Origin of the sequence: Streptomyces sp. NPDC014889 (genome assembly GCF_043081205.1) — a bacterium.
Taxonomy (GTDB): domain Bacteria; phylum Actinomycetota; class Actinomycetes; order Streptomycetales; family Streptomycetaceae; genus Streptomyces.
On the sequence record NZ_JBIBWH010000022.1, the window covers coordinates 78,883 to 102,104 of the forward strand.

Below are 23,222 nucleotides of genomic sequence, written 5' to 3' on the forward strand. Positions count from 1 at the left end.
TCGCGTTCGCAGGTTCTGGCCGCACTGGTGACGGCGGCCGAGGTCCGTCCCGCCGTCATAGCCGAGCTCCTCCACACCTACCGCCAGCTGCCCGTCGACGCCCTCGAAGCGGACAACACGCGCGAGGACCTGCCGTCCGTACGCTCTCCCGGACGCACCCGCACCAGGAAGTAACTGCGAGTCAGTCCCGGTTTGTCACTCGAGCCCATTCGGCGACCCGCGTCAACGCCGCCAAACGCCATAAGGTCACGGCTGCGTGCACCATCCCTCGACAAGCGGCCGATCGAGCCTCCACCGCCTCCACCTCACCGACAGGCCGCGAACTGCACGCACGGGTCTGCCATAAAAACTGGTCCGCGGGCTGTGCCCGGGTTCGGAGCGAGGAACGGGCTGCCTGCAAGCAGCGGAAAACGAGGGCCACCAGCCGCGCACTCAAGCCCATCGGCTACGTGAACTGCGCCGCGGCAAGGGTGCTGCGTCGTCTACCACCAGAACGGCAACGGCACGGCGCAGCCACCTGTACAGCCCAGAGCCGACGCGCCTTGGACGCGCCGGTTGATGGGAGTGGGCGAGGCGGAGCATTCGGTCACTTGCGTTCTTCATATGTCTTAAAAGCTGCCTGCCGGGGCTGCTTCCGTGCATGGCAGGGCAGTTTCGCACGGGTGATCTGCCGCGGCAATCCCCTATGTCAGGCTCATCGGGCTGCGCGCCCCGCTCACCGCGGGAAGCGCAGTCGGGTCGCCGACCGTCTGGCGGACTGCGTGGCGACCCAACTGCCCTTTCATCAAACGAAGGAAGAAACCAAGAAATGTCGTCCCTTCGACGTGCTGCACGCGCCGTGTGGCTCGAGGCGCTGAGCAGCCATTTTGAAAGTAACACCAGGCTGCCGGTGTTTGCTGCTTTTCGTGGATTCAGCGAGAAGGCTGTAAACATCGAACTGAGCGCCCCGCTGGCGGTGGTTCTGGCGTACATCGCGAGCAAGAGCGGTGTCTCGTCATACTCCGTGGTCCTAGCAGCTGGCGCGGCAGGTGCTCTGGGGCGCCGCTCCTACCTGCGTTACCGCCACATCCGGATGTTGTAGCCATCCGGGGTGGCGGGGGGGGGGGGGGGGGGGGGGGGGGGGGCCCCCCCCCCCCGGGGGGGGGGGGGGGGGGGCCGGCCGCGGGGGGGGGGGGGGGGGGGGGGGCCCCCCCCCCCCCCCACCCCTGCACTCTGTTGACCATTCCTGCTCTTTCTTTCCGCTGTGCACACCGGACCAGGAGGGACCTGTGCTTGAGGACAAGCTGATCTGCTGCCACTGCCGTGTTCCGTTCGTGCGACCACATCGCCTGGGCCGGCTGCCGTCCTACTGCTCCGTCGCCTGCCGCAGCGAAGCGCACCGCACCCACTCCCCCAGTTCTTCCGCAGCAGACGTGTCGACCCGGATCAATAAATCGGTGCAGAGCAAGACCAGGGCATTGGCACGGGCTGCTGCGGGTCCTTCCTACGAGTCGGCGCTGACCAAGCTGGCGCGGTGCCGCAACATCCAGCAAGACCTCTCCGATCTCATGGCCGTCCTCTCGCGCCAGGCCCTCCATCAGGAGCAGGCGTCCTGGGACGACATAGCCCGGTCTTGGGGGTTGCCTGCGGAGGAGGTCCGCGCCAGTGTGGAGGCCGCAGACGCGGCGACAAGAAAGCGGCGACCGCTGTCAGGACGCTCGTACCAGGACGCGGACTGTGTGCCGGCGCAGCACCGGCTGGGTCGTGCCCTGTCTCATCTGCAGCGCCGCGACGGACGGTCCGTGCGCGCGCTGGCGCGGGCGCTGGACATCTCACCCTCGTACCTGTCGTTGATCCTGTTGGGACAGCGGGTCCCGTCCTGGGATCGGATCGCTCCCCTCATCCAGGCCTGTGGCGGTCAGCCGGATGATCTGCATGGCTTGTGGGAGCGAGCCCGCGGTCTGCAGTTCGCGGACAAGACACCCGACCAGTACCAGCAGGCACTGCAGGCCATGCTGCGTGGTCTGCATGTCGCCGCGTGCGAACCCGACATCAAGGAACTCACCGCAACCTCACCGTTACTGCGGGCACGGCAGGTACGGGCCATGCTCCGAGGGGCGCCGAACGGGCCTGCGCTGGCCGAGTGGCCTGCCGTCAGTGCGCTGGCCCGTGCTCTGCAGGCTGACGTTCACGAGGTGCGTCGGCTGTGGCGCGGCGCCTTCGACACCTCGCCGTGAGCTGGTGGGCCAGCTGTTCTCCCTTGCGGCAGTGAGGGCTGACAAGCGGCACCCAGAGTTGGAGGCGCCAAGGCAGGCGTCCCGTGGACATCACCGCCTTCGTAGCCGTCGTATGAGGATGCTCGCGTCTCCAGATCCGCCAGGACGACGGTGGCCGTTTCCTGGACAAATGGTCGAAGTCGCGCAGGTCGAGCTCTGGATCGCCGTCCGCCGGCACCGTCTGCGTTAGCTGCGACTGCGCTCCGCTATCCGAATGCTTCCATGGGCGACACAGGCGCTTCTGGTGCCCTTGGGCGACTTCGTGATCACGGTGCTCAGCAAGGTGCGCTAGGCCGTATCCAGTGAAGGCGTTCCCCGAAGCGCGACTATAACCAGCTCCCGGTGCCTCTCCCTAGAAGTTGTCCCGTAACTGCTGGTCAGAGGTGAGATGATCTTGTTGTGGCTGGTGTGATCACGGCGTCGGAGCCCTCGTGGATAGGTCCATTCACCGGGCTGAGCCCGCGGCAGTTCAACAAGTTGATCACCGCGCTGCGGCGTGAGGGAGCCGATCCGGTCCGCAAGGGCCGGCCGTGGTCGCTTCCGTTGAAGGACCGGGTGTTGCTGGTGGCCGCGTACTGGCGCACCAACCTCACCCTGCGCCAGCTCGCCCCGCTGTTCGGCGTCTCGAAGTCGGCGGCCGACCGGATTGTCGACCACCTCGGACCGGCTCTCGCCCTCCAGTCCCGGCGGCGGTTCCGCAAGGACACCGTGCTCATCGTGGACGGCACGCTGGTCCCCACCCGCGACCGAGCCGTGGCCGCCTCCAGCAAGAACTACCGCTACTCCACCAACCACCAAGTCGTCATCCACGCCGACACTCGCCTGGTCCTCGCCGTCGGCAAGCCGATGCCCGGCAACCACAACGACTGCCGGGCCTGGGAGGAGTCCGGCGCGAAGGCTGCCGTCGGTACCACCCCCGCGGTGATCGCCGACGGCGGTTACCGGGGCACCGGCCTGACCATCCCGCACTACCGCCGATACAAGGACGAGGAACTGCCCTCCTGGAAAGAGGAGCACAACGCCTCCCACCGCAAGGTCCGCGCCCGCGTCGAGCACACCTTCGCCCGCATGAAGAGCTGGAAGATTCTCCGCGACTGCCGCCTCAGAGGCGAAGGCGTCCACCACGCCATGCTCGGCATCGCCCGCCTGCACAACCTCACCCTCACCGGATGACAGGCAAACGAGCAGGCCAACCTGCATGCCCCAGAGCATTTACGGGACACCGTCTAGCGCCGCCATAATAGGGGTTCTCACGGCATCTGCGGCAATCTCACCCAACCTGCAGGATCGCAGGTCAACCGCTACGCACAGGGTCCAGAATCCGTCGCGATCAACCTACGGGACCGCAGGCCAACAGAAGGCAGCCACCGCAGAAACAGCGAGACCTCACAGCGATCGAGCGCGAGATCCTCGCCGGGTTCGAGATCGACGTCCTGGAGATCCGTGACCCCTCCCCCGTCGTCGGGGAGTCGGAGGAGGCGCAGCGGGGCCGGCGCCTGGCTCTGTTGCAGACCGCACTTTTGGAGCACGCGGCGGCGTACAACCTCCGTACGGTCATGACCTTCCACCAGAAGGTCGAGGAGGCCGCCGCGTTCGCGGAGAAGCTCCCGGAGACCGCTGCCGAGCTGTACGTCAACGACGCCACCGACGACGACCTGGCCGCCGCCGACAAGCTGCCGAAGTCCTCCATCGACGCGGAGTTCTACGAACTCGAGGCCGGCCGCCACGTCCCACCGGACCGCGTCTGGTCGGCATGGCTGTGCGGCGACCACCTCGTGACCGAGCGGCGCGAGGTCATCAGGCAGTTCGCCAACGGCATCGACGCAGCCGGACGCCGGGTCCACCGCGCCTTCCTCGCCAGCGTTCGCGTCCTCGGAGAAGGCGTCGACATCACCGGCGAGCGCGGAGTCGAGGCCATCTGCTTCGCCGACACCCGCGGCTCCCAGGTCGAGATCGTCCAGAACATCGGCCGCGCACTCCGGCTCAACAAGGACGGCAGCACCAAGGTCGCCAGGATCATCGTCCCGGTCTTCCTGGAACCCGGCGAGGACCCCACCGACATGATCGCCTCCGCCAGCTTCCGCCCCCTCGTAGCCGTCCTCCAGGGCCTGCGCAGTCATGACGAGCGCCTGGTCGAGCAGCTCGCCTCCCGCGCCCTCACCAGCGGCAAACGCAAGATCCACCTCCAGCGCGACGCAGACGGGCGGATCGTCGGGGCCAGCGGCGAGAGCGACGGCGAGGACCAGGAGCAGGACAACACGCAGGCCGCCGCCGAAGCGGCGCTGCTCCACTTCTCCTCTCCCCGCGACGCAGCAACGATCGCCGCGTTCCTGCGCACCCGGGTCTACCGATCGGAGTCGCTGGTGTGGCTCGAGGGCTACCAAGCCCTCATCCGCTGGCGGAAGGAGAACAAAATCACCGGCCTCTACACCGTGCCCTACGACGTCGAGGTCGAAGTCGGAGCGACCAAGGCGTTTCCCCTGGGGAGGTGGGTGCACCAGCAGCGGAAATCCCTGCGGGCCGGGGAGCTGGAGGAACGACGCAAGGTCCTCCTGGACGCGCCGGAAGCCGGGATGCTCTGGGAACCCGGCGAGGAAGCCTGGGAAGCCAAGCTCGCCGCGCTCCGCTCCTACCACCGGGCCACCGGACACCTCGCACCCCGCCAAGACGCCGTCTGGGACGACCCGGCCGGCGGCGGCCCCATGCCCATCGGACAGCACATCGCCAACCTCCGACGCAAAGGCACGAAGAACGGCCTCGGAAAGGACCCGAAGCGAGCCGCCGCACACGCAGCGCAGCTCACCGAGATCGACCCCGACTGGAACTGCCCATGGCCACTCAACTGGCAACGCCACCACCGCATCCTCACCCACCTCGCCGCCGACGAACCCGGCGGGGTACTCCCCGACATCGCACCCGGCGTCCTCTACGAAGGCGACGACATCGGCAAGTGGCTCCAGCAGCAGAAACAGCCAGCCACCTGGACGCAGTTGTCCGCTGAGCAGCAGGAACGGCTGACCAAGCTGGGCGTACAGCCGCTTCAGGAGCCGTCTCCCGCCCCGGCAGCAACGCGTTCAACGAAGGGCCCGAGCAAGGCACAGCAGGGGTTCCAGCGGGGCCTGACGGCACTTGCACAGTGGGTGGAACGCGAAGGCGCCCACCGGCCGGTGCCACGCGGCCACGCTGAGGAGATCGCGGTCGACGGCGAGGCAGAGCCGGTGGTCGTGAAACTGGGCGTATGGGTCTCAAACATTCGCGCGAGGCGGGACAAGCTCACCCCCGAACAGCAGGCCGCCCTCGCCTCCTTGGGCGTGCCCTGGGCGAAGGCGGCGGTGCCGGCCCCGTCCTGCCCGGCATCGGTGGACGACGGTTCCGTCCGGCCCGCGCCGTCGGACGCGCAGGCGCAGGAGGAGGACGACCAGGGCGACACCGTGACGGAGGGCGAGGCTCAGGCAGCGCGGGCAGGGCGCGGATGTCGCGCATGAACGAGCTGATGCGCAAGCACACCAAGGCCGAACTGCTGCGCATGGCCTACGCGGGCGGCCTGGTGAACCACAACTCCCCCGAGCAGTGGCGCAAGGAGGAGATCGCCTCGGCCGTCGTGGACATCGAGTTCCGCGCAGCCGACCAGACTGCCCCGGGCCGGCCCGCCGCAGTCAGCTCGCGGCCCGTTCCGGCGAAGCCGCTGCTGGAGCGGGACCACCATGACGAGTGCGAGAAGGAGTCGTACGAGGGCGGCACCTGCACCTGCGGCCTCATCGAGCAGTACGGACCGCCCTCCGAACGGGACGACTACTGAGACAGTCACCCGATCGGGGAGGCACGTTCGGCGCCACGGCTCAGGCGAGGCGCCGCGACGCGATCAGCCGGTTGGTCAGCTCTACCGTGGCGAGGTACCACCAGAAGATCCAGTCGAGGAATGCTTCGTCGTACTCGCCGCGCTGGTCGGCCCGGCGGTGGCGCAGGTCGAAGCGGTTGGCGATCTCGAACAGCGCGCCTTCGTCCTTCCCGAGGTGCTGCTTGATCAGGGCACGGCGTTCCTCAAGGATGCGGGCGAGGTTGAAGATGGCCGATCGCTTGCTCTCGGCTGACGTGTCACGCCCTCGGAAGAGGGCGATGGCGTGGCGGACACCGGCGGTGGTGTCGGGTGGGCTGTCGTTGAGGGCGCGGTGCACCAGCTGGCTTCGGGCGTCGTCGGTGACGGCGACCAGGCGCCCGAGGTCCTCACCCTCGGCGGCCAGTTCGTAATCGATGCCAGCCTCGCGCAACAGCTGGTTGACTTTCCACCGGTACAGGACGCGTGCCGGGCCGTTGTGAAACTCCGAGTGGTGCCATCCGCAGCCGCTGTAGGAGTGGAAGCGCCGCGTCCGGGGGCGGCTCACCAGGTCGTGGAACACCTCGATCAGCCCGTAGAAGGTGTCTTCGCCCCACGCCTCCGGCGCCAGCGGCCACAGATCAGGGATGCCAAGTCGCCTGTCGATCACGTCGGAGGGGTCAGGCAGCTCGCTGTGATCGTCGATGCATTCCTCGCCGAAGACTTCGACCAGGTAGCCGTTGTCGGCGAACTCGCCGATGAGCCGCGCGAAGTCCCGTCGGGTGTCCCGCACAGTACTGCCATCGTGAGCGAGTCCATTGCCGCGGCGCTGCGGCCAGTACGGCCGGGGCGCGGCCGCATGCCTGAGCTCGGGCGTTCGGCGGATGAGTTCGGTGAACCAGTCGTGCTGGTCCATCACGGCCCGTTTGGTGCCCCAGCCGGTGGCGGTGGTCGCCCAGGGATCGGATGTCGGCGCGGTGTGGTTGGGCAGATCCTCGAAGTCGGCGACTGCGGTTGTGCCGGCCAGGGCCTCCGTCATGAGCCAGACAGCCCGGTCCTGCCAGGAGCCCGCGGACCGGAGCACGCGCTCGCCCTCGGATATGAACAGCGATGCGGGCCAGAGGAGTTCGTAATTGCTCAGGTCCAGACTCACCACAACATCATCACCCATAGGAGATGTGTCCCGACCCTGGGCAATGAATTGCCGTCTCAGTCCCGGATGAGTTCCTGGAACTGCGGACATCCCACCGCATGCCACTCCCTGACGAGGACTTCCCCGGCAACGACCACGACCTCCGCGTACCACGGCAGACAGTCGTGGCACGCACGGATCTCGTACGAGTTGCCGTCTTCGTCGTACGCCTTGAGATCGACGGAGCCGACCGGCGCCCGGTAGGTGACGTCCTGCTGCGGATCGGAGCCTTCTGCCATGGCGGCCAGTATCTACCAGCGCTCAGATGGCCTTCGGGGCAAGGAACGTGACCCGTCCGCCACGATTGGCTTTGATCACCAGAAGGGACAGCACTTGTCCATGAGTTTGGGAGGCAGCCAGCGCTCTGGCTGAATCGAAATGTCCACGGGATTGGACAGCACTGAGCTGGCGCGCGGGGCCTCACACAGAGCTGCCCGGTACGGCCTGGTGATACCGACGGCCACGCCCGATGTCCCCTCGGACGGGCCTGCACCGGGCGGTCGAAGCTGTCGGTGTCCTCGCGCTTCTCTGAAGCGCCGATGTCTCCCGTGGAAAATCAGGGCTCAGCTATCGCAACGGCGGTCCGGTGATGATCGGTCAGGCGGTCGCGGTGCCGACCACCTTGGTCGGGCTGATACGGACGACAACACGGAGAACCTCTGCCGGGAGGGCGAGGTACTCCTGGCCGGCGCCGGAGCCTTCGTACTGTTCGGCGAGGGCAACCGCTAGAGACCGGCCGGTGTCCTCGGTGATTGTGGCGAGGCCGCGTATCTCGGCGTAGCGCAACGGGTCGACCGGATCGTAGATGGTCAGGCTGGTGCGGGGGTCGCGGCGCAGGTTGCGTTCCTTGCGGCGGCCGGCAGCGGTGGAGACGAGCAGGTCATCTCCGTCGCGGCCGACCCAGACCACCGACGTCTGCGGGCTTCCGTCCGGATTGACAGTGGCGAGGACGGCGGGAACCGGCGCATCGAGCAGCGCCCGGACGGAATCGTTCAGCATGGCTGTCATTCGGGCGAAGCTATCTGCCGCCCGGCCCGTCTCGCACCTGGATTTGGTCGACTGAGAGGTGATGCCCTGGCGCCGGGCTACGCCTTGCGGTTCGGGTACCCGCGGGCGCGTTGCCGCCGCACCTCCCACTACGGGTCGCTTGGCCCGGCGCGAATGCCTCCCCCGCCCGTTCACCGGCACGCCGGATCCGCGGCCACGCGTCGATGCGGGACGGGACCTCAGGAGGGTCGTCTGCCGGTGAGCCGAGTGCTGTCGGTTCTCGTGAACATCGAACACGGCGCAGTTTGGGTGCCTCCCGAACTGCTGAACAAGCGCTGTCGGAACTCGTGAACAGAACCACACGATCGTCAGCGGACCCGCCCAGGACTGCCCGCCTTGCCGCCACACCTGCAGGAACGCTGCAGGAAGCGGCGAGGGGCGTTGTCAGTGGGTGGCCATAGCCTGGCGAGACGGGAACCGCAGAGAGGCACGCCCATGAACGCCAGTTACTACCGGAGCCAGTTGGACAGAAAGAACAAGGCTCGCGCTGACGCGGAAAAGAAGGTCGGCGAGTTCCGCAAGAAGGAAGCCGACAAGCGCGCGAAGGCCACGAAGGAGAAAGCCGCAGCCGCCAAGGCGAGCAGCCAGGTCACCGTCAACAGCAAGCAGCGTGCTGCCCAGCGGTACGAGAACGAGGCCAACAAAGCTGGCCAGGACGCCAGCACATGGAGCGCCAAGGTCGGCAAGCTCTCCAAGGAGGTAGCTGACCTGTCGGCCAAGCTGGCGAAGGCGGAACAGACTGAGCGGGCGGCCGCGGAGAAGGCTCGCCAGCGTGAACAGCAGAAGACGGAGCGGCGTGCCGCAGCTGAACAGCAGAAGATCGAGAGCCGCCTGTCGACGACGGAGGGTCAGGTGCGCACGGTGATGAAGGAACTGCGGGCCCCGAAGCCGGAGAAACTGCGGGTGCTGCTGCTGGCAGCCGCCTCCGCCGGTGACCTGCGAGTCGGCCAGGAACAGCAGAGAATTCGCGCGGCCGTGCAGAGTGCCACCCATCGGGACCTTGTCGACCTGGCTCTCCACCCGGCCGCTACCGCGGACGTCTTCCTGGACGCGCTGACCCGGTTCCGTCCCCACATCGTGCACTTCTCCGGTCACAGCACGCAGGACCTGATCGCATTCGAGAAAGGCGAGGACGGCTTCCACGAAGGTGCCATCGTCAGCGCCGGCGCCTTCGCCCGGGCCATCGCCGCCGTGGACGACAAGCCGCTGCTGGTCCTGCTCAACTCCTGCCACTCCGCAGCCCAGACCGGGAAGCTGATCGACACCGTGCCGTTCGCCATCGGCATGTCCGACAGCATCGGCGATGTCGACGCCATCACCTACGCCGCCCGGTTCTACGCCGCCGTCGCCGACGGCCAGTCCGTCCAAGCCGCCCACCTGCTCAGCCGGGCGGCCATCGAAATGAACGGCCTGCTCGACCGCGACCTGCCGACCCTGGCCTGTGCAGCGGACGTCGACCCCAGCGCTACGAAGCTGGTGACGCCGCCTCCGGAGTAGGACGTGGGCATCTCGTGCATGAGCATCCGATCCCCTGCTGTGGATACGTCTGCGAGCCCGGACCGATCGGTTGAGCCGAAGCTCAGGAGTTGTCACCAGCGGGGTCGGATGAACTGGCGAATGGGATCGGCCGAAGCAGTCTGGTTGTCACAGGCGAGGCATCCGACTTGTCACACACGCTCATTCAGCAGTTCTTCTGTCACCAGAAGCGAAGATCGAGAGCCTGCGGCTCTTCATGGCGGCCTATGGGGGCATGGCCGTTACAAGCGCTGGGTTCGGAAGGCTAGTCGAAGCCAAGGGTGTCCGGCCCGGACTCGCACCGGCCGGGCACCCTTGCGCACCTCGCACCGTCTCACCTGACCAGGAACTTCACCGAACCGAAGTGATCGACGCCGCTCTGACCCGGCTCGAAAAAGGCCACGACCGCACCGTCCTGGCAGTCCGCACCCCGGTACAGAACGGCAAGGCGGTCGGTGTGATTGGTCGGCCGGTTTGCTTCAGCCTGCGTGTTGTAGCAGCGACCGTCCTCGGGATCGGGGAGCTCGAATCCCTGCCACCACCCGTCCACGTAGTAGACGAAAGATCCTCGCGCCGCCTGGGCGGGCGTCGCGGACAGGGTGCACAGGGCCGCGGCGGCAACGGCCGCAGCCAGCGCCTTTCGGAGGTTCTTCATGAAATCGCTCCCTCAGGGACGTCTTGCGAGCGGCCAGTGTGTCCGCCCGGACGCGCCCGCGGGGCGACCGTCACCCGACTGGCCGTTGCGGAAACGATCCCGCCTCACTCACCGGGGCTACCCCTCGCCCCGTAAACCCGTCGACGCGGGCCTGCCGCCACCGGAACAAAACCCGGTGACAACGAGCCCGCCTCTATGACAACTATCGTGCTTCGGCTCATCGGTCCGGGCTCGCAGGCTGTTCGGGGGCGTGGCTGCTACAGGTCGAACTCGAGGTGCTCGATGTCCGTGAAGCGGACTTCCTCCAGCTGGCCGGCGCGGCGGCCGTTGTCCTGGAAGTACATCTCCTTGAGTGCTTCGGCGGCGATCCGCTGGAGCTGCTGATCGCTGGCGCCCTGCTCCTGGGCATCGAAAAGGCGGGCGGCGTAGCGGGGCGGCAACGCGACGGTCAGGTGCCGGATGCGGTCCTCGTCCGTCGTGCCAATTGGTGCGGTGTAGCCGATGCGGGCGCGGGTGTCGATGACGATGCCGCCGGTGGTCGCCGCCTTTTGCCGCGCCTGGGCCCGGATCTGCGGCTGCCACCGCTTCTTCACCTCCCGCTCCAGGCGGGCTGCGAGGTCCGGGCGGGGCTTCTTGATCTGGTTCTTCACGTACCTCTCGACCGTGCGCTGCGAGATCCGCAGCATCTGGGCGACCGCCTTGGTGCCCTTCATCTGCTTGACCAGGTAGCGCATCTGCGCGGGCGCGCTCTTGGGCGCTGGGCGGGTGAACGCCTTGTGCACCGCGGCGTCCAGGCCGTTGCCGAACAGGCTCATCGCGCTCTACCTACTCCCCGGTGTCCTGGTCGGTGACGGTGCCGTCCTTGATGTACCGGGCGAGGTTGAGTTCCGGGGCGTTGAACTGCTCGCGGATGCCCTCGCCCCACAGCACGCTCTGGGTGCCCTCGTGTTTGACCAGGCCCGGGTTGATGCCGAGCTTGAAGCCGCCGGGCAGCGGCTTGCCGTCCCGGTAGGGCAGGAAGTCCAGCGGGGAGGGCCCGTCGGAGGCGTAGACGGCGCAGTCCGAGAGGATGGACACCGGGTACTGCCCGGTGAAGGCGGCGTGCTTGACGATCTTTCGGTGCATGTTGATCCGGGTCCGGGAGATGACGGCGGCGCGGATGTCCGGGCGCCAGGTGGGCCGGGCGAGGGCCCGCCACGGCTGCCCGGGCTTCCAGCCCTCCCCGCGCGGGCGCTCGCGCAGCTTGCCGATGCCGCCCTTCACTGTCGCCTTGATCGCGGACACCACGATCGCCAGCTGGGGGTCCCGCTGCCGGGAGCCCTCCATCGCCTTCAGGAACTCTTCCGGCGGCAGATCGGCGTGCACGCCGAGGTCGGCCATCGTGGCGAGGTAGGCATCGCGCAGCCGGTTGTACCAGCCGTCCAAGTAGCGGCCGTTGTCGCGGCGGACGTACGCCTCAATCGGCGTCACGTTGTAGCCGAGCTCCACCGCGTACGCGACGGTCGGCGTCGCGTACCAGGCCGGGCCTGTCGGGCGCTCGCCCTTCGGGGTGAACGGGCTCGGCAGCAGCTCGACGGCCAGCTCCGCCCACTTGTCCTTGGCGACCTTCACGCGGGAGAGGTCGACGTGGCTGAGGTCGACCAGCCAGGAGCCGGGCAGTTTCGGATCGAAGACGGGGTTCTTGACGTGCGTCGGCGCGCCCAGGCCGACCGTGAGGCCGTTCGCACCGGCGGCAAAGGCCATGTTCACATCGATGCCCACCAGGTTGGGGCGCAGGCATTCGGCGTCGGTGAGCGGGCGCGCCCAGTCGTACGCCTCCTCCACCAGAACCTCGGCCGGGGTGCGGTGGTGGAAGCGCGGCAGGTCCGCCAGGACCGGGTGCCCGTCAGGTGCCTCGCACGGCGCGCAGTCCACCGGATCCTTGCCCAGCGAGCCGGGGTTGTGCTCGGAGTGCCGCTTGCCCGTCGCGTCCGGTTCGGAGGCACGGGTCGGCGGGTGCAGAGCAGTCATCAGCTCCAGACCGGTCACGGCGGTCGACCCGCGCGGCGTCATCACGCGGGCCGCATACGTGCCCAGCAGCCGGGCCAGGTCAGCCGGCGGCAGCTGCCCCGCATCGGCCCAGTGCCGGGCATCGAGCGCGTCCCACGACGGGATGCACAACTGCACGCAGGATCGCTCCGAGCCCTGCGCGGGGCGGTAGATCCTCGCCCACGGCCCGAACCCGCGCTTCGTCAGCTGCCAGTCGGCGCGCGCAAGCTGCTTGACGACCTTGTGGCCCTCCGGCAGCCGCCCGGCCAGGCGCTCCTGTTGTGTGAGCGTGACGGGCAGGCCGTAGTACTCGCACGCGGACCCGGTCAGCACGATCAGCGGGTCGGCGTCCTTGCCCGGCCCGGACAGCTTCGGCTGGCCGAGCCGCCCCTCGCTCAGCGTCCACTCCACCAGGGCCGCAATCGACTTCGCTGGTACGTCACGTACCAGGCCGCCGACGCAGTACGCCAGCACCTGACCGTCCTCGACGTCGACGACCGCGAGCGGACCGTTCTCGAACCGTGCATCGGTGGCACCGGCTGGGCTGCCAACGGGGGCGGCGTTCCGCGCGGGCGACCGACGCGACATCGGCCTGGTCGTGGCCCCCGGATGCGGCACAGCGGCAGGGCGCAGCGCGGTGTCCTCGGAAGCCAGCTCCTGGATCGGGGCTGCGGGTCCGGTGCGGGCTTGGGCCGGTTTAGCGACCGATGGCGCAGAAACGGCCACAACGTCAGGCGTCTCGGGGACCGCCGTGTCCTCAGAGCGCACCGGAGCGTTGGCGGGGTAGAGCCGGGCGAGCTGCTTGAGCATGCGGGCATAGGCGTCGCGCTCCGGCGGCCGCGGCTCGGTCTTGCCGGCCTCCCAGCCGCTGACCGTCGCACGCCGCACCTGCAGTGCGGCGGCCACCTCGTCCAGCGTCAGCCCGTGCGCCTGGCGCAGCCGCTTGCGCTCCGCCGGGGGCGGCAACGGGGAGCGGGACGCAATGAGCGCATCGACCGCGTCGAACAGCTCGGACATGCAGCACCTCCAGTCCCGCAACCCTAGCGTGAAGCGCACATTTCGCGTACCAAACGCGTACGGACTGCGTAAGAAACGATCGCGTCGCCCGGGCTGTCGCTGGTGCCCCATCTCACCGAACTATGGGCGCACCCCAGTGAAGTTGTCAGGCATCGCGGTACTGGTTCCGGGCAACACGGACGACGCGGCCAGCCTTAAGCAGACCGTCTATGTAGACGGAGACGCCGTTGCGGTTGGCTTGCTTGCCCGCTGCGGTCAAAGCATCCGCAATATCACCGAGAGACATGGGCTGAGGCGACGCCCTGAGGATCTTGACGATGGCATCCGCTTTGGTGAGGTCTTGGACCGCCAGCCCCGGCTCGGATACCGCTGCACTCAGCTTCTTGAAGGCGTCCCGCTTGGCTTTGAGCCCCTCGATGTGAGCGCCGAGTCGGTCACGCTCGAGTTCGGCTTCACGGAGTTCACGCTCGACGCTGGCGAGGTCCTCGCTGTAGGAGTTCATGAGGAGAAGACTATAGAAACCTAGTAGAACTTAGCTAGGTTTCCTTAAAGATGGACGCTGCTCGACCGGTCGGGTGCCGCGCGAACCCTACGGAGCGGCGATCAGGTTCAGTGAGACGAGCTCAGGCTCGAGATAGGACAGCACGGTCAGTAGCCGAGGACCCGCAGGGATGTCTCGCGTACGCCGGAACTGGCCAAAGACAACGGGCGAGTGTGAAAGACCTGAGGGAGCAGACGGCCGCTGTGCGGCGGCAGAACGGCTCGGGGGCGGACATGGGGGAGATCGTCAAAGGGCTTGAGCGAGCGCTGCTGAGCCGTCCGGTGCCTACTGGTGACGCCGCTGTGCGTTTCCTGCTCAGGGCAGAGAAGGGCTCCACGAAGAACGTGGCTGTCCTCCTGGGGATCTCCCAGCGCACGGTACAGAGGTGGGTCACGACCCGGCCGGGAATGCGTCGCCGTCCAAGTGCTGTGCATGCGGGGTTGATCGATGAGGCCGTCAGGGCACGGTGGCAGCCCCTGGTGCGCGCCCGCCGACGGGCCCGGGCCGAGGCCGACGGGTTTGTCTTCCACACCAGGGCGCGGTTCGGTTTCGCCGCTCCGGCAGGCTCATCGGACGATCCGCGGGTACGGCTGATCACCCAGTACCTGTCGGGAGAAGTGGCCCGCGAGCTGTTCGCCGCCCGGGACGCCGGCGGGGGTGAGCAGCAGCAGATGGTGATCCTCGCCCGTGCTTTGGGGCATGCCTACTTCCGGGACGGAGGCTTGCGTGCCCATGGGCTCGGGATCGCCTTCACCGACGTGGAGTTCGCCGATTTCTCCATCGACTGACGTGCACGCGGGTTCGAGCTCAGAGCGAGGGCGGGATCTGGTGCCGTGTCAGCATCGTGTCGTAGCACTGTGCTTCCTTTCGTTCGCGCCAGTACCACTGGATGCGGCCGACAGGGCCGGTGCGCTGACCGACAGGCGGCTGCGGCGGGCGGAGCCTGGCCGCCTCCGCCATGCGCAGCAGGTGGGTGCGGTCGTGGGGACCGGCCAGCAGATGCTGGTCCTGGCCAGGCGCGAGCCGGGCGAAGGACACGGCGGCCTTCAGGAAGACGCATGCCCACGGCGGCACCCGGTGCGAGGCGCAGCCGTCGGTGTAGCGGGCGCGGTCGTGTAGGGCCAGGGTGGCCGCGGCGGCGTCGTAGTCGCCGGGGCGGGCGGTGGCGAGCTGCTGGAAGGACGCGCCGGTAAAGAGCGCGGTAGCGAGGGCGGCGGCCAAGCGGGGGTGGGCGGTCACGGTGGAGAGGCGTCGGGCGACTTCCTGGACCGCCGGCTCGGTGAGGGGTGTCGGTGGCGGGCGGTGCCGGAAGGTGATCGGCGGCGGTACGCACGGAGCGGTACAGGGGGCGGGGCTGTCGTAGGAGACGAGGCGGTCCAGCGCGGGCAGAGTGAGCCACTGATCTGTCGGCTGGGCGGGCTCGTCCGCAGGCGGGGGTTCGGCGGCATGTGTGCCGTAGTAGTGGCGGCGGGCGGCCCGGAGGTCGCCGGTGACGACGTAATCGGCCGTCTGCAAGGCCTGTTGCAGGGCGGCGGGCAGGTGAGGGCGGTGGCAGACCAGGGTCAGGTGGATGCCGGTCAGGGCGCGCAGTTCCAGGAGGCGCATCGTGCGGCGGGCGGTGAGGCGGTGGGCGCGCAGGACGGTCAGCCGGTTCACGGGCAGGGCGTTGATCCAGGCGGTGGCGGCTTCCCAGGCCGGCTGACGGCCTGCGAGGAAACGGCCCGGGAGCAGGGGTGGTTTACCCAAGGCGGCCAGAAGGTCGTGGGCGAGGCCGGTTTCGCTGGTGGTGCCCGGGCCGGGGTGCAGGGTGATCCGGCCGGACGGCGGATGGTGGGCGGCCAGCGCGCTGTGCGTGTGAACCGCGTCATCGCCCGGGTCGAGGACCACGGCTACGGACGATGGCACGGCGAGCGGCATGGCGACGTGGTGGTCAGGCGAGGCGGCTGAAGGCCCAGCGCAGCAGCTCCTGATCCACACGGGGGCGCCCGGTGCGGGCTAGGGCGGTGCGAGTGTGCGCGGTCAACTGCGCCCAGGCACGGAAGTTGCCATGCGCGGCGTGCTGGTCGGCAAACGTGATGTCGTCGGGGTCGGCGTCGGCCCAGACCGGATGAAACAGCGGGATGGCCTCCAGGACCTCGCTGGGGGTGAGGCGGGTGAAGTGCTGCCAGATGAAGATGCGGGAGGACAGCATCGGCTCGCGGCGCAGCACGGTGTGGCAGCCCTCCCCGCCGACGAAGATGATCGCCAGCTGGGTGGCCGGTTCGTCCCACAGATAGCGGAAGTACTCGAACGCCTCCCCGTTGAGCCACTGGGCCTCATCCACGAGAAAGATGCGGGGGCGTTCAGCCAGGGCGGTCTTCAGCAGGCGGTCGAATTCACTTGGATGGCGCGGCGGTTCACCGGCCAAGTCGAGCGCGGTGAACAGCTCGTAGCGCACCGCACGGGCGGTGGGACGGGCACGGAAAGTGATCTTGCGGACGTCCTCGTGCGGTTCGAGTCCGCGCAGACAGATGTTGACGGCGAGCGTCTTGCCGAAGCCAGCGCCGCCGTGGATGCACATCATGGCGCGGGCGGCGACGGTGTCGGCGATGTTCTCGCGGGCAGTGAGCAGAGCGCGGGTGGTGACCACGGACGCATCGGGCAGGTCAACGTACTGGTAGGTGGCCGCGGTCACGAGGCGTCTCCGTCTTCAGCAGTCTGTGCATTGGGTTCGAGTGGGCCGTCGGAGGCAGGTTCAGACGGGACGGGAGCAGGCCGGCCGGGCGTGGTCCGGGTGGCGAGGGAGGGCGGGGTGCGCCAGTCGGCCGGGGGTGCGGCGGGCGGGATGAGGTCCGGCAGCGCGAGCTGCGCGAGGTCGGTGTCGGCGCTCTGAGCGAGCTCGGCGTCGGCCTGCGCGGTGGTCAGCGCGCCAAGCCGCCGGGGCGCCTCAGGCTGGTTCACGGTGGCGTAGCGCTCGCGCTGGGAAGCCTCCAGGTCCTTCTTCAGACGGCGGGAGCGAGCGGCCCGCGCTCTTCGTACGGCGCTGACCTGTTCCTCGGTGGCCTGGTCGGCCAGATCCGCAGGACCCAGGTAGCGGCCGGTGGCCGCGTGGTAGACCTCGATCCGGTGGTCGTGATGGGGCATGAACCGGACGCGGACCTGGATCCCGGCCTGGCCGGTCATCCAAGGCCCCACGTAATCGCGTCTCCTGAAGCGGACTCCGCGGGTGGTCAGCGTGCGGGTACCGGCGTCCTCCAGGGTGAACGTCCACAGATCCGTCGCGGGCAAGTCCCGCAGCGGGGTGGGATCGTCCTGCCACGCCTGAAGCGGGGTCTTGCCCCGCAAGGGCGCCGGGCGGTGCTCGGTGTTCCACCACAGCGTCCAATCCAGCAGCCGGGCGGTGAAGTCCTCGAAGCCGAGCAGCACTTCGTCCTTCGGGCGGGAAGTCCGTTTGCCGGGGCGCGGCTGGCGGGCATAGCCGGGCAGCGCGGCCAGGAACATGCTCTCCACCGCCCGGTTCAGCCCCTCCACGGTGCCCTTGAGGTGAGGGGTGTAGGCGGGCAGGTCCTCCACCGTCACGTCGAGGAGATCGAACGCGGCGGTCACCGTTCGGGACAGGAAGTCCTTGCCACGGTCGACACGCACCTTCTCTGGCAGACCACCGAACGGACCGTAGGGCTCCTTACGCAGGACCGCGGAGCGCAGCGCGGCCAGCACCGACTCCCGCGACGGATCCCCCGGCGTAATGGCCACCCCGGTGATCGCGTTCGTCGCGCAATCGGTGAACCACGTGATCCACGGCCTGCGGGCCTTGCCGTCGACATCGACCAGCACCGGCGCCTGCATGTGGTCCGTCTCCCACACCTGATTGCGCCAACCGCGCGACCGGGCCAGGAACACATCGTGCTTGCGCGCCGCACGCTCCCCACCCGCAAGCCCGGCCCGCTCCCCCGGCGTCAGATCACGACGGATCGCCCGGTGCAGCGTCGTCAGCGACGGTGCGTCCGCAGGAGGAGACTGCCGGGCCGCGCGGAGAACCAGCTCGCGATGGACTGCCCGCACGTTCCCCTTCCATAGCGCCAACAGCCCCCGGACTTCAGGTGTGATCGTGAACCTCGCACCGGCCCGGGTACGGGCGCCAGGGTCGCCGGCTGCGGCCTCATCATTCTCAGCAGCGGCCACCCATCGCCATACTGTGCGCTCCGACACCGCCAGTGCGTCCGCAGCAACCCTCACATGACCAGCTGTCAGCTCTTTTCCCGCCCGCAGTGCGAGCAGCCGCCGCACCGCCGGACCGCGCAGTACTGTCCGCGACGCCGCAGGCAGCCCACCGCGTGCGCGGACAGTGTCACCGTCCTCCATGTCAGCCCCCTCGCGCAGTGGGACGTCGTGTGCGTGCCGGGTACCGGGAAACCGCCCCGTGCAGCAACGCCGCTGCGTTCACAGCGGCGGCGCGACTCGCTGGAACAGTCGCCGCAGCAGGTCCCGGTCGACGGACGTGTCAGCAGCGGTGAGCAGCGCGTTCTGCAGGTGCGCAGTCAAAGCGGCCCACGTACGGAACGTGCCGTGCCCGCACGACCGGTCGATCCACGTCAGATCCGACGCCGAGACGGTGCGCCACAGCGGATGGAAGCCGGTCACCACGGTCGCCACTTCCGCTGCCGCCAGGCGCGGAACCTCCTGCCACGCACCGACCCGTGATGCCAGCTGCGGCAGCCGGGACAGCGCCCGCTCGCTGCCCGCCCCGCACAGCACCAGCGTGATCCGCGTGCCGGGGTGGTCCCACAGGCTCTGCAGATACTCCAGGCACGGCACGGGCAGGCGCTGCGCCTCATCGACGACCAGCACCCGGGCCTCCCCCAGAGCATCCGCGACCGCGGCGTCGGCCAGCGCCGACGTGTGCGGGAAACGGCCCGGCAGCGCCAGAGCGTCGAACACCGCCCGCCGCATGCCGACCACCGACGGGCGAACCGGCACCGGCACCCACGTCACCTTCCAGCCGGAGGGCACCTCACTGAGCGCCATCCGCACGGCCGCTGTCTTGCCCCGGCCCGGGTCGCCGAACACACACACCGCGCCCTCCGTCGCCATCGCCTGACCGACCGCCTCGGCCACCGCCCGCACCGACGACGTCCGCACCAACTGCGCGCCCGCCGGCAACGCCACACCCGCCAGCGCACCGCTCTCCCCCACCGGCAAACCCGCGGTCGCCTCTGGTCCGAGACGCGGTGACCGTGCCGCAGCCGCCTTCGCCGCGCCGCCCTCACGCGTCCCAGCAAGGGCGAGGTCAGCCAGCGCCTGCCGCGTCCGCTGCTCCTCCCGCTCCCGCCACACCACCGCGCGGTCCGGCAGGACCCTGCCGGCCTGAAGGTCCCGGCGCACCACCCGGTGCAACGACGCCAGAGAGGGCACCTCGCCCCCGGCCTCTGTCAAATGCCGATGCAGCACCGCCACGTTCCCGCCCGCCTGCGCCAGCACCTCCCACGCCTGGTCGGACAACTCCAGCCGGGCCCGCGGCCTGCGCTCCACACGGCCCTCCGTCCGCGCCGCATCCAGCCAGCGCCACACCGTCCGCACACTCACCCCGCCGACCTGGGCGCCCGCACGCACATGGGCCGTCGTCAACGCCCCGGCCGCATCCAGCTCAAGCAACCGTTCAACCAACACCGGCCTGGACACTCTCAGCCTCGCCGTCACCTCATCCCACGCGCCCGGCTCCCCCACCCCGCACCCTTCCGCCCGCGCAAACCGACACCGACCACCGTGCCGCCGCACAGCCACCGAAGGATCAAAAGTGCCGTTCTCAAGACAGTGGAGCGGAGTGGGGTGTACCGCTCCATGACAGCCGTACCCGCTACAGAAACCGCCCCACGGCAGTGACCTCGCTCATGCTCAACGCCCGACCAGCGAGAACATCCCGACCTGACATGCCGTCACTGACACCCACCCACTGACACCAAACCGGCACATCGCAGTAGCAGGTCAGCGCTGCGATGGAGATCCGTCTGCGGGAACGTCCGCGGACCCGCACCACCGGGGTCCGGCCACGCTGGGACCAGGTTTTCGCCTGCGGCGGCGTCATGGAGAAGCCCGCTTCGTCCTCGAAGACGAGCCAGGCGCCACGGGCCACCGCGAGCCTTCCGCGCAGGGCCACACCTCCTTGACCCACCCGGCGACAGCATCGTCGTTCCGCTCCATGGCGCGTCGGGCCGGGACCTGGCAGGACCAGCCGTTACGCACCAGGAGCTTGCGCACACCCTGGATCGTGTAGGTCAGGTGGAAGCGCCGGCCGATCACTGTCTTCACACGGCTCAGAGTCCAGCGTTGGTCCTCCCAGCCGTGCGCGGCCGGCCCCTTGGCCAGCTCCGCCTCCAGTTGCGTGAACTGCTTCTCGCTCAGCCTCGGCAGCGACACCGGCCCCTGTGACCGCAGAGCACGTGGACCGCCCTCGTCCCACGCCTGTCGCCATCGCTGCACCGAGCGGACGCTGACGCGCAGGTCTTTGGCGATCACCGAGCTCGCCTCGCCCCGGGTGAACCGCTCGGCCGCCTGGAGCCGTAACTCCTCGCGGAACTGCTGGCGTTCGGAGGTCAGCCCGCCCCCTTGTGGATACCGCATGCCTCCGGTGATACCGCAGCCAACGGCCAGCCGTCAGCCCCTACGACACCACGAGTTCAACCTCAGTAGTTGTTGATGGCCGATTGCGACGACCGGGCCCGCCGTCGCTCGGAACGGCGGTTCAAGGCAGCCGGCTTCGCACGCGAGAAGATGCTTATGTCCCTGCAGTGACTGAAAGGTTACATAACAAACTGAGGCTGAGTGATTACTCAGCGAATCTTTCTGATAAAAAGGATCATCCAGTGACTCAACTCAGCGAGTTGCTGGCGAGTCGCGCTGCAGCCGAGTTTCCCCTCTCATTCTCCACAGGAACTCCATGACTGAAACCTTCCCCCCTTCGCTCTTTGACCTCGTGCGTCGCGGCTACGACCGCGATCAAGTCGACAGCCGGGTCAACGAGCTTGTCGGTGACCGCAACAAGGCCCTCTCTCGCATAACCGCACTGGAACAACGTATCCAAGAGCTGCTGGCAGAGACGGAGTACCCCCAAGCGCAGGGCAGCGACGCTGAACCCTCGTATGCGGTCCTAGGCCCACGCATCGAAAAGATCATTCGTCTCGCTGAGGAAGAAGCCGAGGAGCTGGGCCGCGCGGCCCGCGAGGCCGCCGAACACGAGTATGCGGGGGCCGCGGCAGCGGCCGACCGTCTGCGGGCGGACGCCGACACGTTCGCGGCAGATCTTAAAGCCGAAAACGACCGACAGTCCATGCAAATAGTCGAGAACGCCCAGGCGCAGGCCGCCGAACTGCGCACTGAGGCAAACAAACACGCGGCAGCCGTCCGGGAGGAAGCAGACGCTTTCTTCGAAGACACCCGCACCCGCGCCGCCCGGGCCGCAGCGGATTTCGAAGCAGGTCTTGCCAAGCGACGCGACCAAGCCGAACGCGATCTGGCCTCACGTCAGGCGAAAATCGAAGCACGACTCGCAGAAATCGAGCGCCGCGCCGAACACATGCGCCTGGAAGCCGAGAAGCTACGGAGGGACGCCGAGCGCCGCGCCAGCGAGACCAAGCAAACAGCGCAACACCAGGCCGACGACATCCTCACCGAGGCGAACAACAAGGCCGACCGAACGCGTAGCGAGTTGGAACGAGAACTCGCTGCTTTGGCCATCCGCCGCGAGAGCATCAGCGCACAACTGACCAATATCCGCGCCATGCTCGCCACCCTTACAGGCAGCACAGCAACTTCAGCCCTTGCATTCGATGACGAAACAACATCCACTGCACCTTGACTCCGTATCGAGACACGAGGGTTCGCCGGAGCCGAAGGAGTTCGCTCAGACGGCTCGCTTTGTCACGCCGGTGATCTGCTCCCAGGCAGTGAAGCGGACGATCATTCCGGCTCGGTGGTGGAACTGCGGCGAGCGGTGTTCCATGAGCGCGGTACGTACAGGATGCTCGGGCGGATCTCGGGGTGCCGACGTAGCCGCAGCCATGCAGACGGCGCACCCACTTCCACGGCTGGACGTGGGGCCCGGATAGTCGCCGCCTGCACTACGGGAGAGGTACCCGGGCGGCACCAAGACAGTGGCGGGCCCGCTCATCCCCCCTGGCGGGCCCGCCCCCTCTGTTCACCTCGCGGCGTTGCGAGCGGAGTTCACGCGCAGCGTTATGTCCTGCCTATGGCTTGTCCGACTGTGGCGTTCTCCTCCGCGTGAGCGGCGGGCAACGCCTTGGCCGTCTCCTCCCCCGCTCAACGAAGGACCCCCACTTCGTGACCATCTCCTTACATGAGGTCCAGCCGGCCGGCCGGCATGCTGCCCTCCCCGCCGGCAGCCTGTTCCGCCGGGTCTACGCTCCACGCGCCTGCGACGCCCTCGCGTACTCCATGGCGACCTACGGCATGCCGCTCCTCGTGCTGGCCACCACCGGCTCCGCCTCCCTGACCGGCCTGGCCTTCGCACTGGAGTGGATACCCCGGGTGGCCGCGTTCGGCTTCGCCGGCACCCTGGTTGACCGCAGCGGCGCGGCGATCGTGTGCTTCATCGCCTCGCTGGCCCGCGCCCTGCTGGTCGCCGGTGGAGGTGCCGCGCTGGTCGTCCTGCAGCCGGGCACGGCCGAGACCGTCACCGTCATGGCCCTTGCCGCCGTGACCGGGGCGTTGACACAGTTCAGCTTCATCGCCAACGAAGCGGTCGGCGCCATCGTCAGCCGCCGCACCGACGGGCAGCCCCACAAAGTGCAGTCGGTGCTGATCGGCATCGACCAGACGGCCACCCTCATCGGTCCGGCCCTGGGCGGCGCCCTGCTGCTCACCGGGCCGACTCGCATGCTGGCGTGCCTGAGCGTGCTGTCCTTCCTGTCCGCCCTGCTCGCCCTGCAGACCCCGTCCACGCCCCTGCGCGCCGCGCGCCACGGCGAACCGGCGCCGGGCGGCGGCCTGCGGCAGGGATGGCAGACCCTGCGCTTGCTGCCGTCCCTGCGCCGGCTGGTGGTCGGCCTGGCCTGCTCCAACCTCACGCTCGGGCTGCTGCAATCGGCCAGCCCCATCCTCGTGGAGGACCGATTCGGCCACTCCGCGGCCGCCGCCGGCGCGCTCTGGTCCATCGCCGCGGCCGC

21 protein-coding genes and 2 pseudogenes are annotated in these 23,222 nt (G+C 68.6%); 10 read left to right on the forward strand and 13 right to left on the reverse strand.

Going from position 1 to position 23,222, the window contains the following annotated elements:
* The first annotated feature begins 27 nt into the window (after positions 1–27).
* The 6 genes and pseudogenes from ACF09J_RS32785 (at position 28) to ACF09J_RS32810 (ending at position 6,054) form a co-directional block, all read left to right on the forward strand.
* Positions 28–174, forward strand: a complete 147-nt coding sequence (locus ACF09J_RS32785; RefSeq protein ID WP_392309104.1) for a hypothetical protein — start codon at positions 28–30, stop codon at positions 172–174.
* Between the two features lie 634 nt (positions 175–808).
* Positions 809–1,081 carry a hypothetical protein gene (locus ACF09J_RS32790; protein ID WP_392309105.1) on the forward strand — a complete coding sequence of 91 codons (273 nt, stop codon included), beginning with the start codon at positions 809–811 and terminating at the stop codon, positions 1,079–1,081.
* A 187-nt stretch (positions 1,082–1,268) separates the two neighbouring features.
* On the forward strand, positions 1,269–2,216 hold the full coding sequence (locus ACF09J_RS32795; protein WP_392309106.1) for a helix-turn-helix domain-containing protein: 948 nt from the start codon (positions 1,269–1,271) through the stop codon (positions 2,214–2,216).
* Positions 2,217–2,654: 438 nt separating this feature from the next.
* Positions 2,655–3,428 (forward strand): transposase, encoded by a 774-nt coding sequence (locus tag ACF09J_RS32800; protein ID WP_392309107.1) that lies wholly within the window; start codon positions 2,655–2,657, stop codon positions 3,426–3,428.
* Between the two features lie 218 nt (positions 3,429–3,646).
* Positions 3,647–5,578: pseudogene (locus ACF09J_RS32805) on the forward strand (Helicase associated domain protein); the annotation flags it as partial.
* A 158-nt stretch (positions 5,579–5,736) separates the two neighbouring features.
* Positions 5,737–6,054: a hypothetical protein gene (locus tag ACF09J_RS32810; RefSeq protein ID WP_392309108.1), complete on the forward strand. Its 318-nt coding sequence runs from the start codon at positions 5,737–5,739 to the stop codon at positions 6,052–6,054.
* A 40-nt stretch (positions 6,055–6,094) separates the two neighbouring features.
* Here ACF09J_RS32810 and ACF09J_RS32815 read toward each other — a convergent pair whose 3' ends face one another.
* The 3 genes from ACF09J_RS32815 to ACF09J_RS32825 all read right to left on the reverse strand — a co-directional run bounded on the left by ACF09J_RS32815 (position 6,095) and on the right by ACF09J_RS32825 (position 8,269).
* On the reverse strand, positions 6,095–7,240 hold the full coding sequence (locus tag ACF09J_RS32815) for a hypothetical protein (protein ID WP_392309109.1): 1,146 nt from the start codon (positions 7,238–7,240) through the stop codon (positions 6,095–6,097).
* A 38-nt stretch (positions 7,241–7,278) separates the two neighbouring features.
* Complete coding sequence (locus ACF09J_RS32820) at positions 7,279–7,500, reverse strand: hypothetical protein (protein ID WP_392309110.1); 222 nt, start codon at positions 7,498–7,500, stop codon at positions 7,279–7,281.
* 358 nt (positions 7,501–7,858) lie between these two features.
* Positions 7,859–8,269 (reverse strand): PPOX class F420-dependent oxidoreductase, encoded by a 411-nt coding sequence (locus ACF09J_RS32825; protein ID WP_392309111.1) that lies wholly within the window; start codon positions 8,267–8,269, stop codon positions 7,859–7,861.
* Positions 8,270–8,743: 474 nt separating this feature from the next.
* On the opposite strand from ACF09J_RS32825, the gene ACF09J_RS32830 reads away from it, so the two are divergent.
* Positions 8,744–9,805 (forward strand): hypothetical protein, encoded by a 1,062-nt coding sequence (locus ACF09J_RS32830; protein ID WP_392309112.1) that lies wholly within the window; start codon positions 8,744–8,746, stop codon positions 9,803–9,805.
* Between the two features lie 352 nt (positions 9,806–10,157).
* Here ACF09J_RS32830 and ACF09J_RS32835 read toward each other — a convergent pair whose 3' ends face one another.
* The 4 genes from ACF09J_RS32835 to ACF09J_RS32850 all read right to left on the reverse strand — a co-directional run bounded on the left by ACF09J_RS32835 (position 10,158) and on the right by ACF09J_RS32850 (position 14,025).
* Positions 10,158–10,478: a hypothetical protein gene (locus ACF09J_RS32835; protein WP_392309113.1), complete on the reverse strand. Its 321-nt coding sequence runs from the start codon at positions 10,476–10,478 to the stop codon at positions 10,158–10,160.
* Between the two features lie 257 nt (positions 10,479–10,735).
* Positions 10,736–11,293 (reverse strand): telomere-protecting terminal protein Tpg, encoded by a 558-nt coding sequence (gene tpg, locus ACF09J_RS32840; RefSeq protein WP_358738335.1) that lies wholly within the window; start codon positions 11,291–11,293, stop codon positions 10,736–10,738.
* A 10-nt stretch (positions 11,294–11,303) separates the two neighbouring features.
* The gene (gene tap, locus ACF09J_RS32845; RefSeq protein ID WP_392309114.1) at positions 11,304–13,523 is read right to left on the reverse strand and encodes a telomere-associated protein Tap; all 2,220 of its coding nucleotides are present in this window, start codon (positions 13,521–13,523) and stop codon (positions 11,304–11,306) included.
* A gap of 145 nt (positions 13,524–13,668) precedes the next feature.
* Positions 13,669–14,025 (reverse strand): hypothetical protein, encoded by a 357-nt coding sequence (locus tag ACF09J_RS32850; protein WP_392309115.1) that lies wholly within the window; start codon positions 14,023–14,025, stop codon positions 13,669–13,671.
* Between the two features lie 272 nt (positions 14,026–14,297).
* Here ACF09J_RS32850 and tpg (ACF09J_RS32855) point away from each other — a divergent pair, with 272 nt between their 5' ends.
* Positions 14,298–14,852 (forward strand): telomere-protecting terminal protein Tpg, encoded by a 555-nt coding sequence (tpg, locus tag ACF09J_RS32855; protein ID WP_392309116.1) that lies wholly within the window; start codon positions 14,298–14,300, stop codon positions 14,850–14,852.
* A gap of 19 nt (positions 14,853–14,871) precedes the next feature.
* On the opposite strand, the gene ACF09J_RS32860 is transcribed toward tpg (ACF09J_RS32855), so the two are convergent.
* The 6 genes and pseudogenes from ACF09J_RS32860 to ACF09J_RS32885 form a co-directional block, all read right to left on the reverse strand.
* Entirely contained in the window at positions 14,872–15,969 is a 1,098-nt protein-coding gene (locus ACF09J_RS32860; protein ID WP_392309117.1) for a hypothetical protein, read from the reverse strand.
* Positions 15,970–15,994: 25 nt separating this feature from the next.
* Positions 15,995–16,738 (reverse strand): AAA family ATPase, encoded by a 744-nt coding sequence (locus tag ACF09J_RS32865; protein ID WP_392309118.1) that lies wholly within the window; start codon positions 16,736–16,738, stop codon positions 15,995–15,997.
* Positions 16,735–18,330 (reverse strand): Mu transposase C-terminal domain-containing protein, encoded by a 1,596-nt coding sequence (locus ACF09J_RS32870; protein WP_392309127.1) that lies wholly within the window; start codon positions 18,328–18,330, stop codon positions 16,735–16,737. The genes ACF09J_RS32865 and ACF09J_RS32870 overlap by 4 nt, the downstream gene beginning before the upstream one ends.
* Positions 18,331–18,483: 153 nt before the next feature.
* A complete protein-coding gene (locus tag ACF09J_RS32875) occupies positions 18,484–19,695 on the reverse strand; it encodes an AAA family ATPase (RefSeq protein ID WP_392309119.1) in 1,212 nt (403 codons plus the stop codon).
* 322 nt (positions 19,696–20,017) lie between these two features.
* Positions 20,018–20,125 (reverse strand): annotated as a pseudogene (locus ACF09J_RS32880) (IS630 family transposase); the annotation flags it as partial.
* Positions 20,122–20,661 carry a winged helix-turn-helix domain-containing protein gene (locus tag ACF09J_RS32885; RefSeq protein WP_392309120.1) on the reverse strand — a complete coding sequence of 180 codons (540 nt, stop codon included), beginning with the start codon at positions 20,659–20,661 and terminating at the stop codon, positions 20,122–20,124. The gene ACF09J_RS32885 and the pseudogene ACF09J_RS32880, both read right to left, overlap by 4 nt.
* Positions 20,662–20,977: 316 nt before the next feature.
* Here ACF09J_RS32885 and ACF09J_RS32890 point away from each other — a divergent pair, with 316 nt between their 5' ends.
* Positions 20,978–21,895 (forward strand): cellulose-binding protein, encoded by a 918-nt coding sequence (locus ACF09J_RS32890; protein WP_392309121.1) that lies wholly within the window; start codon positions 20,978–20,980, stop codon positions 21,893–21,895.
* A 482-nt stretch (positions 21,896–22,377) separates the two neighbouring features.
* On the forward strand, positions 22,378–23,222 hold an 845-nt coding region (locus tag ACF09J_RS32895; protein ID WP_392309122.1), incomplete at its 3' end, for an MFS transporter.